The 16677-nt window shown below is 73.0% G+C and carries 13 protein-coding genes, 1 tRNA gene and 1 pseudogene; 7 read left to right on the top strand and 8 right to left on the bottom strand.

Features of this window, described 5'->3' with window-relative positions; genetic code table 11:
* From ACFVYS_RS21910 to ACFVYS_RS21900, 3 genes are all read right to left on the bottom strand, one after another.
* Positions 1–5031, bottom strand: a 5031-nt coding sequence (locus ACFVYS_RS21910; RefSeq protein ID WP_389504349.1) for a beta-ketoacyl synthase N-terminal-like domain-containing protein, incomplete at its 3' end; no start/stop codon positions are given.
* A 576-nt stretch (positions 5032–5607) separates the two neighbouring features.
* Positions 5608–6366: an SDR family NAD(P)-dependent oxidoreductase gene (locus ACFVYS_RS21905; RefSeq protein ID WP_389504347.1), complete on the bottom strand. Its 759-nt coding sequence runs from the start codon at positions 6364–6366 to the stop codon at positions 5608–5610.
* A 3-nt stretch (positions 6367–6369) separates the two neighbouring features.
* Entirely contained in the window at positions 6370–6600 is a 231-nt protein-coding gene (locus ACFVYS_RS21900; protein ID WP_389504346.1) for an acyl-CoA dehydrogenase family protein, read from the bottom strand.
* A gap of 714 nt (positions 6601–7314) precedes the next feature.
* On the opposite strand from ACFVYS_RS21900, the gene ACFVYS_RS21895 reads away from it, so the two are divergent.
* Positions 7315–8517 (top strand): serine hydrolase domain-containing protein, encoded by a 1203-nt coding sequence (locus tag ACFVYS_RS21895; protein WP_389504344.1) that lies wholly within the window; start codon positions 7315–7317, stop codon positions 8515–8517.
* Between the two features lie 14 nt (positions 8518–8531).
* On the opposite strand, the gene ACFVYS_RS21890 is transcribed toward ACFVYS_RS21895, so the two are convergent.
* Positions 8532–9113: a TetR/AcrR family transcriptional regulator gene (locus ACFVYS_RS21890; protein WP_389504343.1), complete on the bottom strand. Its 582-nt coding sequence runs from the start codon at positions 9111–9113 to the stop codon at positions 8532–8534.
* A gap of 124 nt (positions 9114–9237) precedes the next feature.
* On the opposite strand from ACFVYS_RS21890, the gene ACFVYS_RS21885 reads away from it, so the two are divergent.
* Both ACFVYS_RS21885 and ACFVYS_RS21880 read left to right on the top strand, forming a co-directional pair.
* A complete protein-coding gene (locus ACFVYS_RS21885; RefSeq protein ID WP_389504342.1) occupies positions 9238–10668 on the top strand; it encodes an MFS transporter in 1431 nt (476 codons plus the stop codon).
* A 44-nt stretch (positions 10669–10712) separates the two neighbouring features.
* Positions 10713–10786: transfer RNA gene (locus ACFVYS_RS21880), tRNA-Pro, on the top strand.
* 64 nt (positions 10787–10850) lie between these two features.
* Here ACFVYS_RS21880 and ACFVYS_RS21875 read toward each other — a convergent pair.
* The gene (locus tag ACFVYS_RS21875) at positions 10851–11126 is read right to left on the bottom strand and encodes an SHOCT domain-containing protein (RefSeq protein ID WP_389504340.1); all 276 of its coding nucleotides are present in this window, start codon (positions 11124–11126) and stop codon (positions 10851–10853) included.
* A gap of 238 nt (positions 11127–11364) precedes the next feature.
* Between ACFVYS_RS21875 and ACFVYS_RS21870 the strand changes: the two genes are divergently transcribed.
* The 4 genes and pseudogenes from ACFVYS_RS21870 (at position 11365) to ACFVYS_RS21855 (ending at position 13321) form a co-directional block, all read left to right on the top strand.
* The gene (locus ACFVYS_RS21870) at positions 11365–11796 is read left to right on the top strand and encodes a hypothetical protein (RefSeq protein ID WP_389504338.1); all 432 of its coding nucleotides are present in this window, start codon (positions 11365–11367) and stop codon (positions 11794–11796) included.
* Between the two features lie 291 nt (positions 11797–12087).
* A pseudogene (locus ACFVYS_RS21865) lies at positions 12088–12441 on the top strand (SDR family NAD(P)-dependent oxidoreductase); the annotation flags it as partial.
* 53 nt (positions 12442–12494) lie between these two features.
* A complete protein-coding gene (locus ACFVYS_RS21860; protein ID WP_389504337.1) occupies positions 12495–12746 on the top strand; it encodes a hypothetical protein in 252 nt (83 codons plus the stop codon).
* Positions 12743–13321, top strand: coding sequence for a gluconokinase (locus tag ACFVYS_RS21855; RefSeq protein WP_389504335.1), 579 nt, complete (start codon positions 12743–12745; stop codon positions 13319–13321). The genes ACFVYS_RS21860 and ACFVYS_RS21855 overlap by 4 nt, the downstream gene beginning before the upstream one ends.
* A 4-nt stretch (positions 13322–13325) precedes the next feature.
* Here the strand turns inward: ACFVYS_RS21855 and ACFVYS_RS21850 are convergent, their stop codons facing one another.
* From ACFVYS_RS21850 to ACFVYS_RS21840, 3 genes are all read right to left on the bottom strand, one after another.
* A complete protein-coding gene (locus ACFVYS_RS21850; RefSeq protein ID WP_389504334.1) occupies positions 13326–15074 on the bottom strand; it encodes a cation:proton antiporter in 1749 nt (582 codons plus the stop codon).
* Positions 15075–15087: 13 nt separating this feature from the next.
* A complete protein-coding gene (locus tag ACFVYS_RS21845) occupies positions 15088–15522 on the bottom strand; it encodes a DUF6325 family protein (protein ID WP_389504363.1) in 435 nt (144 codons plus the stop codon).
* A 131-nt stretch (positions 15523–15653) separates the two neighbouring features.
* Entirely contained in the window at positions 15654–16616 is a 963-nt protein-coding gene (locus ACFVYS_RS21840) for a DUF389 domain-containing protein (RefSeq protein WP_389504332.1), read from the bottom strand.
* Between the last annotated feature and the right edge of the window lie 61 nt (positions 16617–16677).

Below are 16677 nucleotides of genomic sequence, written 5' to 3'. Positions count from 1 at the left end.
GAAGTAGGTGAGCAGTACGTCCCGTTGGGCGGCGATCATCTCCCGGCTGGTGCGCAGGAATTCGGAGACGAGCGCGTCCCGGTCGGACGGGACGCCGTGCGGGGGGTTCGTCGGCACAGTCGCCACGGTCCTCTCGGGGGATTCCACGACTCGTCGGGCCGGTGCGAGCGCACCGGGAAGGAGGGCGCCGGCGGCGGTGCGGACCAGCTGTCCGTCGACCGTCCAGCCGGGCCGCTTCGGCACGGGGGTCCGTACCGCGTCGATCGCGTCCCGGCCGCGCAGCAGCCACCCGGCACGTACCGGCAGGCCCGCGACGGCGAGCAGGGCCAGCGCGTCGAGCCAGCCGTGCAGACCGCCGCCGGGGCGGGGCTCGCAGGCCACCGTGCGGTGCGGACGGTCGCCGAGGATCTGCCCGACCAGCCGGGTCAGCACCGACCCGGGACCGGCCTCGACGAAGATGCGCGCGCCCGCCGCGTACATCGCCTCGATCTGCTCGGCGAAGGCGACCGGGGCGCCGATCTGGGCGGCGAGTTCGGTCCGTACCCCGTCGGCGTCGGCGGGATACGGCGCGGCCGTGCGGTTGGACCACACCGGGAACTCGGGCGCGTGCACCGGCCGGGCCGCGAGTGCCTCGGCGAAGCGGTCGGCGGCACCGGCGACCAGCGGGCTGTGGAAGGCGCAGGCCACGGGGATCCGCTTGGCCCCGATACCGGCCTCGCGCAGCAGCCGTACGGTGTCGGCGACGGCGGCCGAGGGGCCCGAGATCACCGTCTGCTCCGGCGAGTTGCGGTTGGCGACGACCACGGAGTCCGGCGCCCGCACCGCTTCCAGGGCCCGCGCCACCTTGTCGGCACCGGCCGCGACGGCGGCCATGGTGCCGGGATCGCCACCGGCGGACCCGGCGGACGTGGTGGATCCCGCGGATCCGGTGGCCCCGGCGGCTTCGAGGATGGCTGCCGCCCGTTCCGCGCTCAGGTCCAGCAGTGTCTCGGGGCTCAGTGCGCCGGCCGCGCAGAGGGCGACCAACTCGCCGTAACTGTGCCCGGCGGCCATGTCCGGCCGTACCCCGGCCGCGGTGAGCACGGCGTGCGCCGCGAGTCCGGCGACGCCGAGGGCCGGCTGTGCCACCCGGGTGTCGGTCAGCGCGGCCTGCTGGCGGTCGCGTTCCGCGTCGTCGAAGGCGGCCGGCGGATACAGGGTGTCGGCGTGGGCGCGTCCGAGTTCCAGGTAGGGCCGCAGCTCGGGGAAGGTGACGAACAGGTCCGCGAGCATGCCGGTGCGCTGGCTGCCCTGGCCGGGGAAGAGGAAGGCGACCTTGGAGTCCCCGGTGTCGTCCGGTCCGGCTCGGTGGATCCCGCGTGCCGGGTCGTGCTCGGCCGGATCGGCCGACACCCGTCGCAACTTGCCGACCAGGTCGTCCACGTCCGTCGCCACGACCGCGACCTGCGCCGGTTCGCGGCTCGCGTCCGACCGCCGGGCGGCGCCGAGCGCCAGGTCCCGCAGCCGCCACGGCCGGCCCTCCGCCTCCGCGGCCCTGAGGAGTTCGTCCACCGCACGGCCGGCCGCGGCGGCGTCCCGGCCACGGAAGACGAACAGTTCGGCCGGCCAGACGTCCGCGCCCCGTACCGGCGGCACGCCGCCGGCGTACGCGCTCAGCACCACATGGAAGTTGGTGCCCCCGAAGCCGAACGCGCTGACTCCGGCGAGGCGTTCCTCGGGAGGCGCCGCCCAGGGCCTGGCCCGTGCGTGGAAGGCGAAGGGGCTGCTCTCCCGGTCCCAGGCCGCGTTGGGGGCCTCGACGTGCAGCGTGGGCGGCCGGACGCCCGTGTGCAGGGCGAGCAGCGTCTTGATCAGACCGGCGAGTCCGGCGGCGCACTTGGTGTGTCCGATCTGCGACTTCACCGAGCCGATCGCACAGCCGCCCGGTTCCGCCCCGGCCTCGCCGAACACCTCGCTCAGGATGCGCAGTTCGGTGCGGTCGCCGACCACCGTCCCGGTGCCGTGCGCCTCGAGAAGTCCGACGTCGGCCGGGGAGACGCCCGCGTTGCGGTAGGCGCGTTCCAGGGCCGAGCGCTGGCCCTCGGGCCTGGGCGCCGTGAGTCCGAGCGAGCGGCCGTCGCTGGAGGAGCCGAGGCCCTTGATCACGCCGTAGATCCGGTCGCCGTCGCGTTCGGCGTCCGCGAGCCGCTTCAGGACGACGCAGGCCACGCCCTCCCCGAGCGCGATGCCGTCCGCCGAACCGTCGAAGGCGCGGGAGCGGCCGGTCGGGGACAGCGCGTGCACGGAGGAGAAGAGGACGTAGTCGTTGATGCCGTTGTGCAGGTCGGCGCCGCCGCAGAGCACCACGTCGGAGGTGCCGCCGACGAGTTCCTTGCAGGCGACGTCCACCGCGGCCAGCGAGGAGGCGCAGGCGGCGTCGACGGTGTAGTTCGCGCCGCCGAGGTCGAGCCGGTTGGCGATCCGCCCGGAGACGACGTTGGCGAGCATGCCAGGGAAGGAGTCCTCGGTGAGCCGCGGGAGCTGGTCGTCCAGGCCCGCCGGGACGCTGCCGTAGTACGAGGGCAGGACCGCCCTCAGCGTGGCCGCGTTCGACAGGTCGCTGCCCGCCTCCGCGCCGAACACGACCGAGGTGCGGGAACGGTCGAACTCCCGTCCCCCTTCGCCGTATCCGGCGTCCTCCAGGGCGCGCCTGGCCGCCTCCAGGGACAGCAGCTGCACCGGCTCGACGCTGCCGAGCGACGTCGGCGGGATGCCGTACCGCAGGGGGTCGAAGGGGATGCGGGGCAGGAAACCGCCCCACTTGGACGGGGTGGACTCGCCGTGGTGGACGGCCGGGTCCCAGCGGTCGGCGGGCACCTCGCCCACCGCGTCCACGCCCCCGACCACGTTCGCCCAGAAGGTGGGCAGGTCGGGTGCCTGTGGGAACATGCACGCCATGCCGACGACGGCGATGTCGAGCGGGGCCGGGGCAGCCGGCTCGCGGACCGTCTCCTCTCGGCTCAACTCGGCCGCCCGCAGGGCGAGATGCTCGACCGCGCCGGTGGTCACGGACTCGTGCAGCGCGGCGACCGTGGTGGTCGCCGAGCGCAGCACGGCCACCGCTCCGGCCATGAACATCCCCTCGGAGAGCTGGCGTTGCTCGTCGACGGGGGTGAGGGAGCCGTCGGTCTCCCGGGTCACGCCCTTGCTCGCGAGGCGCAGCCGGCCGACGTTGAGCCGCTCCAGTGCCTCCCAGATCTGTCGGTCCCCGGCGCCCTCGGCCCGCAGCCGGGCCTCCTCGTCGCGGTAGCCGGCGGCGAACGGGCTCGGCACGCACCGGGTGGCGTGTCCCGGCGCCGACTCCAGGAGCGTGGTGCGTTCGGCGGCCATGACCTGTCGCTGGAAGAGCGGCCGGATCGCGCCGCGGGACACGGCCTCCTCGGTGAACAGGTACGCGGTGCCCATCAGCACGCCGACCGCCGCTCCGCGCGCGGTCAGCGGCGCGGCGAGCGCGGCGACCATCGCCGCCGACCGTTCGTCGTGGACACCGCCCGCGAAGAACACCTCGACGTCCTCGGCCCGGTGGCCCTCGGACCAGTCCTCCAGGACCGCCAGTTGGGCCTCCCAGAGTGCGAAACTCGCGCGCGGTCCGACGTGTCCGCCGCACTCCGAGCCCTCGAACACGAAGCGGCGGGCCCCGGCCTCCAGGAACTGCCGCAGCAGCCCCGGCGACGGCACGTGCAGGAAGGTCCGGATGCCGTCCCGCTCCAGCGCCTGCGCCTGGGACGGCCGGCCGCCCGCGATGATCGCGTGCGTCGGCCGCAGCTCCCGTACGGCCTCCAGCTGTGCGGCGCGTACGTCCTCCGGCGCGAAACCGAGTACGCCCACGCCCCAGGGCCGGCCGGCCACCGCGTCCCGGGTCTCGGCGAGCATGGCCCGCGTCCGCGCGCCGTCCGCCAACGCCAGGGCGAGGAAGGGCAGTGCCCCGTCGGCCGCCACCGCCGCGGCGAACGGGGCCCCGTCGCTCACCCTTGTCATCGGCCCCTGGGCGAGGGGGAGCCGGGTGCCGAGCGCCCGGCTCATCGGCGACCCGGCCCGCAGGGCCCGGCCGGCCGTGTCGTCGCGCACGTCGTCCAGGACCGCGTCCCGCACCGCCCGCAGGGTCCGCCGCACGTCACCCCAGCGCTCGGCGAACCGCGCGGCGAGGAAGCCGTCCTGGCCCACCGGGAGCAGCTGTGCGCGGGGATCCTGCGCGCCCAGCAGCGCCGCCACCGCCGGTGCTCCGGCGTCCTCCGGGAGCTGCGGGGCGTCGGGGCCGCGCCGCAGCAGGACCCGGTGTCCGGCGAGGACGACGGTCTCCGAGCCGTCCAGGGCGCGCAGCGCCGCGGCGGCGGGTTCGGGCAGCGCGGACTCGGCGAGGAGGGCGAGCTGGCTGTCCAGGACGACGCCTGCCGCACCGCCGGCCACCGCGGCGGCGGCCGTGCGCGGGCCGATGCCGCCGCACGCCCATACCGGGGCGGCCACCTCGGGTGCGGCGAGGAGCTGCTGGAGCAGGACGAAGGTGCTCAGTTCGCCGACCCGGCCACCGCTCTCGGCGCCGCGGGCGATCAGGCCGTGCGCCCCGGCGCGTAACGCGTCCCGCGCGCCCGCCAGGTCGGTGACCTCGACGAGCACGCGGTAGCGGGCCGAGAGGCCGGCGATCGGCCAGGGCGCACTGTCGGCCTCCAGGGCCTCCGCGGTCCCCACGGGCTTCGCGGTCCCCGCGGCCTCCCGGGCCTGTGCCGCCTCCGCGGTGAGGACCACCGTGTGCGGGCCGTCGGGTTCCAGGTCGGCGGGGGTGAGCCGGCAGTGTGCGCCGACCCGGACCCCGAAGGCGCCCGGGGAGGCGCGGCGCAGGCGGGACAGGGCCTCGCGGGTTCTTCGGTCACCGTTTCCCAGGTCGAGTACGCCGAGCCCGCCGGCCCGGGTGATCGCCAGGGCGAGCCCGGCATCGGGTTCGCCGAAAGGAGAGATGCCGATGATCATGTCCTCGGAACGCACAGCAGACGTCATGATTCTCCGAATCAAGGGTGAGACTGCACGGTGGGGGGTTCGGGACAGCAATGGCGGCTCACCGGATTTCCGCGGGCAGGGGTCCACCGCGGAACGCCGTTCTAAAGCGCGTGCTCGAAACGCGTTGAAAGGTAGTGCGCTTGTTACTCAGTGGTCAACGTTCGAACGATCAGGGCGCTATCCAGCCGCAATGATTCGGTCAGTCATGGGCGGTGGGCCAGGCGTAGGAAATCGGATGAATTCCTTTCGAGCCCGTCCTCGTTCACCCTCCACTCACACGGTAGAAACATGAACGAACGCAGGAAATGGGTTCCTCTGGACCGCTTGTCCGAATCGACACGCACATTCCCGGCGGCGGCCGGGTGGCGGGGAAAATTCCGTGTGTCGCTCCGGGAGTGACCGGGAAAGGCTTGTGTGGACGACGGTGCCGGAGTCGACCTGTGAGACGGACCTTGACGCGGACCGGAGCGCCCCGAAGACTGGAACGACTGCGGAGTCGAGCCGGTCTTCGGGAGGTCGTCGACCGGCTTGACTGCGTGGTCACCCGCCCCGGTTCTCTCCGCGCGGCCTGGCGCTTCACACGCTGTAGCCCCCGTCCACCCCGAGGGCCTGGCCCGTGATGAACCCGGCCCGGTCCGAGGCCAGGAAGGACACCGCCTCCGCGATGTCCGCCGCTTTCCCGAACCGGCGCAGCGGGATGTTCCGCCGGGTGACCGCGAGCGCCTCGTCGTCCAGTTCGCCCGACTCGATCAGCCGGCCCGCGATGCCGTCGGTGAGCATGCCGGGTGCGACGCAGTTGACGCGGACTCCGTAGCGCCCCTCCTCGGCGGCCAGGGCGCGGGCGACCGCCTCGACCGCTCCCTTCGCCCCCGAGGACAGTCCGTCGCGTGCCGGGAAGCGCCGGGTGGCGACGGTGGTGACCGCGACGATGCTGCCCCGGCTCCGGCGCAGTACGGGCAGTGCCGGATGGACGAGATTGAAGAACGCCCCCGCGTCCGCCTCGAGTTGGGCCCGGTACTCGCCCGGCGTCACCCGGCTGAGATGCCGCATCGGGACCTGTGGGCCGGCGGCGTACACGAGCGTGTGGATGCCGCCGTACGCCTCGGCGGTCGCGGTCACCGCCCAGGCCGCCGCCCTCTCGTCGGTCAGGTCCAGGGGGAGCGGCGCGAGCCCCTTCGCCTCCTCGGCGAGGGCCTCGGCCGCCTCCCGTCGGGCTCGGTAGGTGAACACCACCGCGCTGCCGCGCGCGGCCAGCGTCCGTACGACCGCCGCGCCGATGCCGCCCGTGCCACCCGCCACGAACGCCACCCCCGGCCGACCGGAGAAGTCCTCCATGCCTCACCGTCCCTCCTGTCTCCGCGCCCCGGCGCCCCGCCCCCGGCGCACACTCCCGGGGGGCTCGGCGATGACCGCCTGCATGACCTCGCTCGTTCCGGCGTGGCTGCGGGTGATGCGCGCGTCCGCGTACAGCCGGGCGATCGGGTACTCATGCATGTAGCCCTTTCCGCCGAAGAGTTGAAGACATCGGTCGCCACCAATGGCCTGCGTCTCGGTGCGGGGGAACTTCACCTTCGGCGCGTCGGCCGTCGGCGCCGGAGAGCCGACCCGCGACGAATTCGGCGACGGCGCGATCGAGCAGGGCCTTTCCGCCCTCCGACTCGGCAGATCCGGCGGCGAGTTCGCCCGTCATGCTCGGGAAGGTCACGACCGTCCGGCCGAACGCCCTGCGCTCTTTGACGTGACCGACCGTGGTGTCCGGCGCGACGGGCGTCCTGGTCGTCGGTGGAGAGCGTGCGGCGCACGGGCGGCTCCGCGGCGAGGTCGTCGACGAAGGCCTCCGCCCGGCCCCGTCCGCCACCCGGCCGACCGGGCCGGGCCGACGGACCTCCTCGGCGTCGATCGTCTCCGCGAGCAGCGCCGCCCGCCTGGCCTGCCGGACCCGGACGAGCCTCGGCGGCTGCCGGCAGCCGGCATCCGGCGGCCAGAGGCCGGCGGCAGTTGCCCCCTGCCCGGGGCTGAGGGACCTGCGCCGGTTCAGCTCGGTCGCCGCCCGGGCGAGCCCGCACGTATGCCGGGCCGGGGGCGTCGTGCGCCCGCCCGGACCCCCGGACCCCGTCGCCGCCGGCGGCCCGGACGGTGCCGGTGGTCCGGGCGGGCGCCTCCACCGGTCGGGTCAACCGGGCCGGGGCGCGGGAGGTGTGCCGAGGGCCGTACGGGTCCGGGGGGACGGCGTACGGAGTGTTGACTCCATACCCGATGTGACAATCAGCCCATAGTGCCCGTATGACGCGTACCCGTACGGCGCTGCTGTGCGCCGCCGCACTTCTCGCCTCCACCCTCCAGACGGCGGCCGCGGCCGCCACCCCCGGTCCCCATCACCAGGACCGGGCCTGCGCCGCCACCCCGAAACCGCGGGGCCAGGCGCGCGAGGTCCTCGCCCTCGTCCGCGCCGCCCGCAAGGAACTCGGTCTCAAGGCCGCCCTGGTCAAGGTCACGGTCGACGGGCGTGAGCTCGTCACCGGCGCGGACGGCGAGTCCCTCACGGATGTGCCCGCCACGCCCGCCATGCACTTCCGCACCGGCTCGGTCGGCATCGCCTTCATGGGCACCGTGCTGCTCCAGCTCGTCCAGGAGCACAAGGCGCGCCTCGACGACCCGGTCTCCCGCTGGCTGCCCGACCTGCCGCACGGCGACAGGATCACCCTGCGGATGCTCGGCGACTCGACGTCCGGCCTGCACGACTACGTGACCGACCCGGTGTTCCTGAAGAAGCTCTACGCCGACCCCTGGCAGCACTGGACCCCCGAGGAACTCGTCGGGATCTCCCTCAGTCACCCCCTGTGGTACCGGCCGGGCACCAACTGGAGTTACTCGCACGCCAACTTCGTCCTCCTCGGCCGCGCCCTGGAGAAGATCTCCGGCACCCCGCTTGACCGTCTCCTGCGGCAGCGCGTCATGAAGCCCCTCAAGCTGCGCAACACCCGCAGCAACGACACCGCGCTCATCCCGCCGCCCGTGCTGCACGCCTACGACGACGAACGCGGCACCTACGAGGAGTCCACCTACTTCAACCCCTCCTGGACCACCGCCCCGGGCGCCGTCCTGACCCAGGACATCTGTGACCTGGCCCGCTCCGGGCAGGCCATCGGCTCGGGCGAACTCCTCTCGAAGCGCTCCTTCGACACCCAGCTCGACCCCGGCACGGTCGGCCTCGGGCACCCCACCGCGAACTGCCCCGCCACGGTCTGCCTGCCCATGACCGAGGACTTCCACTTCGGTATCGGCGTCATCGTCAAGAACGGCTGGGTGGTGCAGAACCCGTCCTTCTTCGGCTACGCGGCCGTGATGGCGTACGAGCCGCACCAGCGGCTGTCCATCGCGGTGTCCACGACGGTCGGCCCGGACGCCCCCACCGGCAACACCGCCCAGACGATCACCGAGCGGATCGCGGACCTGCTCGCCCCGCGGTACCCGCTGGCCGACTGACCCTCGTCCCCTCCTCACCGGCGCCCGGCGCGCACCCCGTCCAGGGCGATGGCCAGGACGCGGTCGCGCTGGGCGTCATCCACGAAGGCCGTCGCGGTGATCCCGGCGACCATCCGCAGCAGATCGCCGAAGTCCATGTCCGCGCGGGCCGCCCCGGCCCGCTGGGTCCGTTCGAACAGCGGGCCGGCCGCCGCGTACATCGAGTCACGGCAGGCCTGGAAGATCTCCGACTCGCCCTCCAGCGCCTCGCGCACCGCCCGCTTGGTGACCATGTACCCGGCGAACCGCTCGAGCCAGGCGGTGAGCGCCTCCCACGGCTCCAGGTCGGCGAGCTCCACGGCCGACCGGCACAGCGCGTTGACCTCGTCCGCGTACACGCTCTCGAACAGTGCCCGGCGGGTCGGGAAGTTCCGGTACAGCGTGCCGATGCCGACGCCCGCTCGCCGGGCGATGTCCTCCAGGGACGCCTCGGAGCCGTGCTCGGCGAACGCCTCGCGCGCGGCGGTCAGCAGCGCGTCGTAGTTGCGGGCCGCGTCCCTGCGGGCGGGGCGCTGGGCCGCGACGATCTCGCTGATGGGGAACTGCTGAGCCGGCACTGCTGCCTCCTGGGGCGGAACTCGGTTGAACCGGAGGGATGCCTCCGCTACAGTGGAGGGGTGCCTCCACTTTAACAGTCCGAGGCCTCTTCTCCTCTTACCGGGTTCTTCCGAGAGGCTTGTCATGCCCCGCAAGTCCACCCGCCTCACCTTCGCGGTCCTCGCGACCGGTGCCGGCGTGTTCTCCATGCTCCAGTCGCTGATAGCGCCGGCCCTGCCGACCGTGCAGCACGCGCTGCACACCTCGCAGTCCACCGCGACCTGGGTGATGACCGCGTACCTGCTGTCCGCGTCCGTCTTCACGCCGATCCTCGGCCGGGTCGGCGACCTGATCGGCAAGAAGCGCACCCTCGTCGGGGTCCTGCTCGCCGTCCTGGCCGGCTGTCTGCTCGCCGCGCTCGCGCCGACCATCGGCGTCCTGATCCTCGCCCGGGTCGTCCAGGGCGTCGGCGGCGCTCTGTTCCCGCTCTCCTTCGGCATCATCAGGGACGAGTTCGCCCCCTCCCGGGTGCCCGGCAGCATCAGCAACCTGTCCGCCGTGATCGCCGCGGGCGGTGGCGTCGGCATGGTCGCGGCCGGACCGATCGTCTCCGCGCTCGACTACCGCTGGCTGTTCTGGATCCCCGTCGGCATCGTCGCGGCCGCCACGCTGATCGCCGTGCGCTATGTGCCCGAGTCGCCCGACCGGGCGGAGGGCAAGGTCAGTTGGCTCGGCGCCGTGCTGCTGTCCGGATGGCTGGTCGCCCTGCTGCTGCCGCTCAGTCAGGCGGCCAGCTGGGGCTGGGGTTCGGCCCGCGTGGTCGGTCTGTTCGCCGTGGCCGTGGCGCTGTTCGCGCTGTGGCTGTTCACCGAGGCCCGCTCCCGCAGTCCGCTGATCGACCTGCGCATCATGCGACTGCCGGCCGTGTGGACCACCAACCTCGCCGCCCTGCTGTTCGGCGCGGGCATGTACGCGATCTGGTCCTTCCTGCCCGGGTTCGTCCAGACCCCGAGCACCGCCGGCTACGGCTTCGGCGCGAGCGTCACCGCCTCCGGGCTCCTCATGCTGCCGATGCTGCTCGCGATGTTCGTCTCCGGTGTGCTCAGCGGCCGTCTCGAACCCCGCGTGGGCGCCAAGGCACTGCTCACGACCGGCGCCGCACTCGGGGCGCTCGCCATGGGCTTCCTCGCCCTCTGGCACGAGGAGCAGTGGCAAGTGGCCTTCGTGGCAGGCGTGTTCGGTCTCGGTATCGGCCTGGCCTTCGCCTCGATGGCCAACCTGATCGTCGGCAGCGTGCCCGCCGGGCAGACCGGCGCCGCCACCGGCATGAACGCCAATATCCGCACCATCGGGGGGTCCATCGGGGCCGCCGTCACCAGCGTCCTGGTCACCGGCCGCCTGCAGCCGTCGGGCCTGCCCTACGACTCCGGCTACACCCACGGATTCACCCTGCTCGCGGTGCTCTGCCTGGGCGCCGCCCTCGCCGCCCTGCTGGTCCCGGTCCGCCGCGCGAGCCGGCTGCCGGGGCCGGCCGCCCACCAGGCGCCGACCGCCGCACCCACCCCCGTACGGTAGGCTCTGCCTGCGCGTTCCCGCAGCTCACCGCCGCGGCAACGCCTCGGGACGTGGCGCAGCTTGGTAGCGCACTTGACTGGGGGTCAAGGGGTCGCAGGTTCAAATCCTGTCGTCCCGACTTTGCGAAGTCGTAGGTCGGAGGCTGTACCGGAACTGCTCCGGTACAGCCTCTCGTCTCAGGATCAGGACTCGAGGATCCTGCGCTTCTGCTCCTCGAACTCGGTCTCGGTGAGGACCCCCTGGGCCTTGAGCTCCCCGAGTTGCTTCAGCTGGTCGATCTTGCTGCTCATGTCGGCCGGCGGGGCGGGCGGGGGAGCGGCGGCCGGTTGCGGCGCGGCCTGCTGATCGTCCTGCTGGGCCCAGCGCCCCTGCTGGCGGCGTGACACGCGGTTCGACACGGCGGTCGCGGTACCCGCCACGACGGCTGTGCGGGCGACCCCGCGGAGGAGACCTGGCACGGCGGTTTCCTTTCTCGCCGGAGACCTGCGGAAGAGACGGCTTCTCCGGCCGGCGCGCGACGGCCGGCGCACCGGATACCCCCATTGGACCACCGCCGGATTTCCCTCGCACGTCGGCCCCCGCGCTGAACTGCGTGCATACCGGTGTTCTGCCGGTTTGTGCTTATCGTGGCAAGCTGATATCCGGGCGACCGAACGGCCACCTGTCAATGGCGAAATGTAGTGGGAGGAGCCCTGAATGGCCGCGACCGGAATGCACCACGGACACGGAACGGCAAGAGGCGGCGGAGCGTGGGTGTCCGGCTGGACCGGCTTCGCCGGGGTCATGATGATCTTCGGCGGGGTGATGGCGATATTCCAGGGAATCGCCGCCATAGCCGAGGACGACGTCTTTGTCGTCACCCGTGACTACGCCTACAACTTCAACCTGACGAGCTGGGGCTGGATCCATCTCGTCCTCGGTGTGCTGGTCGCGCTCGCGGGCGCCGCTCTGTTCCGCGGCGCGGTGTGGGCACGCGTCATCGGTATCGCCGTGGCCGGCCTGTCGATGATCGCCAATTTCATGTGGCTGCCGTACCAACCCGTCTGGGCCATCGTGCTGATCGCCGTGGACGCCTTCGTCATCTGGGCGCTGTGCATCGGAACGGGCCGGGACGCCCGCACCGAGTAGCCCGTCCCCGCGTCCCGTCCTCGCGCCCCGGCCGACCAGCCCGGCCGACCAGCCCGGCCGACCAGCCCGGCCGACCAGCCCGGCCGACCAGCCCGGCCGACCAGCCCGGCCGACCAGCCCGTCCGGTCGACAGGCCGGTCGGCCGTTGGGCCGTTCAGCGCGGGCGGGCACCCGGGCGGCTGACGGGAGACGCGCCACCGTGCCCCACCGGGCCACCCGTGTTTACGTTGTCGGACGGATTCCTTTGAACGTCTGCCGAATATCCGCGCCGGCACGCCCAGGGAGACACGAGTGGAAACCAGCGGCAACAACGGTCGCCAGCCCCTTGCCCAGCCGCTCCTCACAGGGCAGAAAGCGCTGGTGACGGGCGCGAATTCCGGCATCGGAAAGGCCACGGCGATCGGCCTGGGGCGGGTGGGCGCCGATGTGGTCGTGAACTACGTGGCGGGGCGTGAGGCCGCGGAAGAAGTGGTGCGCGAGATCGAGGGTTTCGGCGTCCGCGCCTATGCGCACGAAGCCGATGTGTCGCAGGAGGACCAGGTCGTCGACATGGTCTCCCGTATGGTCGAGGAGTTCGGCACCATCGACGTCATGGTCGCCAATGCGGGCCTCCAGCGAGACGCGGCTCTCACCGACATGACCATCGACCCCTGTACCGCACCGCCACCGGATGGGCGAGGATCACCGCCGTCGGCAGCGTGGCACTCGTCGTCGTGGCCTGGGGGCTGGCCCAGCGGCCCTATCTCATCCCCACCTCGCTGACCGTGTCCGAGGCGGCCGGCGCGACGACGACACTGCGCTGGCTGCTGCTGGTCACGGCCATCGCCGTGGTGCTCGTCGGACCGCCCCTCGTCCTGCTCTACCGGCTGGACACCGCCGGGGCCCTCCAGCCCCTCACCGAGGCGGACCTGCGGCGGACGGCGGCCGGACGGGAGCCCGAGAGCCCGTGACCGGCGGCGGGGAGTCGGCGCGCGGGGAGCCGGGGCGCGGGGCCGGGCAGGCACCGCCGATCGTGCTGGTCCTCGGGGTGTCCGGTTCCGGGAAGAGCACCGTCGGCAAGGCGGTCGCCGAGCGGCTCGGTGTGACGTTCGTCGAGGGCGACGACTTCCACAGCGCCGCCGAGATCGCCAAGATGACCGCCGGCCACGCCCTGGACGACACCGACCGCGGGCCCTGGCTGCGGGCCCTCGCCGACCGGGTCCGGCACTCCGCCGAGGCCGGGGAGGGGCTGGTCGTCGCCTGCTCGGCCCTCAAGCGGGCGTACCGCGACGAACTCCTGGCGGCCGCGGACGCCCGGCTCTGGTGCCTCTACCTCGCCCTGGACCGGGACACCGCACGGGACCGGGTGTCCCGGCGCACCGGCCACTTCATGCCCGCCCGGCTGGTCGACTCGCAGTTCGCGACGCTGGAGCCACTTCAGCCGGACGAGCCGGGCCTGACCCTGGACGCCACAGCCGGCCTGCCGGCCGCTCTCGTCCGGGTGCGGGCCGCCGTCGCCTCCTTCGGGCGGTCCACGGGCCGCTGACGGGTCACGCGCTCAGGAGGACCGCGACGTCCCCCGGCCGCGGCGCCGGGCCTCCGGCACGGGTGACGGGGAGGAGCCGGCCGTCACCCCGCACCAGGAACAGCATCCGGTGTCCGGCCGGCAGGGTGCCGTCGAAGCGATGCGTCACGACCCGGGCTCCCCGGGCGTGACGACGTGCCAGTTCGGGCCCGGTCAGATCCGGCTCGAAGAGCACCTCGCCGCCCGCGTAGGGGGTGATGACGCCCTGGCTCTCCGCGGGCGGCCGCAGCCGGTGGACCGTGCCCTCGACGCTTCCCTCGAGATGCGTGGCCGCCAGCGCGTTGAAGTCGTCCTCGCCGGTGAGCAGCAGGACCGCGGTGAGGCCTTCGAGTTCGGCGCCCTCGCCCGTGGCCGCCGCGAACAGTTCCCCCGGGGCGAGTTCGATGCCGGCGGCCCTGATGCCGTCCCGCTCCGTCTCGCGCCCCGCCCACATCACCACCTCCAGCCCCGCCGACCGCAGGGCCCGCCCCAGGTCCACCACCCATGGATCGCCGCCCACGAGCAACGGTCGGGAACGCGTCGAGCGCACCACGCCCAGCCGCCCGGCGACCGCCGCCGCGCTCAGCCCGTACAGCGTGACGGTGGCGACGATCACCACGAACGTGGCGGGCAGGATCTTCGCCGCGCCACCGACGCCCTGGTCCACCAGCGTGGCCGAGAACGTCGAGGCGGTGGCCGCGGCCACGATCCCGCGCGGCGCCATCCACCCGAGGAAGCCCCGTTCCCCGGCCGTCAGATCGGTTCCCCAGGCCGACGCGGCCGCCACCAGGGGGCGGGCCACGAGCACCAGGACCGCCACGAGCCCGAGCGTCGGCAGCAGCACATGCCGCAGGGACTGGGGGCTGACGGTGGCCGAGATGGAGATGAACAGCAGTCCGATGATCAGATGTACGAACGTCTCGAAGAACGGCCTCCGCGCCGTGACGCCCCCGCCGGACAGATTCGCCACCGCCAGCCCCATCAGAACGGCGGCGATGAGCCCCGTGTCGTCCCGGACGATGTCGCAGGCGGCGGCCACGCCGACCACCGCGGCGAGCTGCACCGTGGTGGCGAGCACCTCCCCTAGCCGGAGCCTGCGCAGCGCCACCGTCAGTACCGCCGCTCCGACGACACCCCCCGCCACCCCCACCGCCGTGCTGACGGCGAAGGGGCCGATCCGGCTGCCGAAGCCGCCGGTCCCGCCGGCCCTGACGGTGTGGAAGACCAGCGCGCCCAGGATGCCGCCCACGGGATCGATCAGCGACCCCTCCCAGACGAGGATCCGCCGCAGGCGCTCCGTGGGGCGGACGAACGCGAGCAGCGGCCCGACGACCGTCGGCCCGGACACGACCAGGATCGCCCCGAGCATCACGGCCGCGCCCTGTGACATCCCGAGCAGCGGCATGGCCACCAGCGCCGCCGAGACGCCGCTGACCAGCGCGCCGAACCAGATCAGCCGCACCACGACCCGGCGGGTGTGGCCTTGGAGACCCTTCAGGTCCAGGCCGAGGCCCGCGTCGTAGAGGATCACCGCGACGGCCAGCGAGACCAGCGGGGAGAAGGCGCTGCCCAGGAGCCGCTCGGGGTCGACGTCGTCGGTCAGGGCGCCCGCGGTGAATCCGACGGGCAGCAGGACGATCAGCGCGGGGATGCGCAGACGGTTCGCCAGCACCTGGGAGCCGACGGCCAACACGATGATCAGGCCGAGGCCCAGGAATACCTGGTCCTCCGTCACCGCGACGGAGTCTCTACGTCCTCGGCGGCCGCACGTCGTCCGTCTCGTCCAGCGCGGCCAGGACGGCCGGCACCGGGATCCGCCCGGAGGCGACCAGCTGAGCACCGCCGCGGCGCAGGGCGGTGGCGAAGGGCGCGGCCCACAGGTTCTCGTAGACCAGGATCGCCGCGGAGTTCCCGGCGCCCAGAGCGTTGCCGGCCTCCTCGATGTCGTCCTGGCCCAGCAGGCCGGAGGAGGCGCCCTCGAACACGGCCAGGTCCAGAACCCCGTCGCCGGTGAGGTCGGCGATCTCCAGGCCGACCACGGACCCGTCCCCCTCCTTCCGGACGAACAGCAGATCGAGGATGCGGATGAGGCCGCGGTCCACCAGATCGACCAGCAGGGGAAAGCCCTCGCCGGTCATGCGGTTCCCGGGGAACTCGACGACGACATAGTCGATCGGTCCCATTTCGACGAATTCATCGCTCACGGCTTCACCCCTGGGTGGTCACGGCGTTCGGCGGCCCCCTGTTTTCGGACTTCATTGCAGCATCGGACGGAGCCAGCCGCACCTCGGTACCCCGCCCACCCGCACGGCTCCTACGCGGTCCGCCCGGCCGCGCGCGCGTGCCGGCGTTCGCTCACCCGGCGCCAGACGGCCCGCTGGCACTTGAGGGTGAGGGTCCCGACCACGATCAGGACGACGATGTTGAGCAGCAGCTGGAGCAGGGATCCCCAGGCCTCGTCCCAGCTGGCGAACGCCACGGAGACCCCGATGTCCGCGCCCGCCGGAATGGTGGTCACCGAGATGAAGACGCCGAGCAGCGCGCTCGTCCGGGCCTCCGTCAGCGAGACGATGCCGACGACCCCGGCCAGCACCGCCACCACGGCCGAGAAGAAGTTGGGGGTGTTGATCAGATTCGAGACGGGCCGCACCCCCAGCTCGAAGGCCTCCGGCTGGAGCCCCCAGCCGCGGACGAGGAGGGCGAAGAGGAAGGTCGCGGCGACGGCCAGTACGAAGCCCACCAGCAGCGCCAGGAACCCCTGCTCGATCCTCGGCCGGGAGCGGGTGTCGATGCCGAGGGCGACGCTGGTGATGGCCCCGTACTCGGGGCCGACCACCATCGCCGCGACGATGAGGATCTGGGAGTTGGTGATGATGCCCACCGCACCGATGAGCCCGGCGATGACCAGGAACAGGTAGAAACTCGGCGGGTAGCGGCCCTCCGCCCGGATCCGGGCCTCCACCTGCTCCCACACCGGCGCTCGCAGCCGTGTCCCCAGCTCCTCGGCCCAGGTCCGGGCCGCGAGGTCCGAGAACGCCGTGTCCACCGGATCGAGGACGATCGAGCCACGGTGCTCGAGCCCGAGGTCCCGCAGCCCGCGGAGCACCTCGTTCGCGGCGCCGGTCAGGACGTCGCACTGGATGGCGTCACCGTCGGGGTTGCGTACCCGGCCCGGCTGGAGGTGCAGGTTCAGGACACATCGCTCGGCGCCGAGCAGGGCCATGGCGCGTTCCGTGAGATCCGGCGGGCACACCGCGCGGACACGGATCATGTCCATCCGGACCTCCGCGGATCGGTTCGCTCACTCATTAACGCGGCGGGCCCCGGGCCCGGCAACT

Source organism: Streptomyces sp. NPDC058295 (assembly GCF_042880655.1).
GTDB lineage: Bacteria > Actinomycetota > Actinomycetes > Streptomycetales > Streptomycetaceae > Streptomyces > Streptomyces coriariae.
The sequence above is the reverse complement of the archived record's forward strand: the minus strand, read 5'-3'. Positions and strand labels throughout refer to the sequence as shown.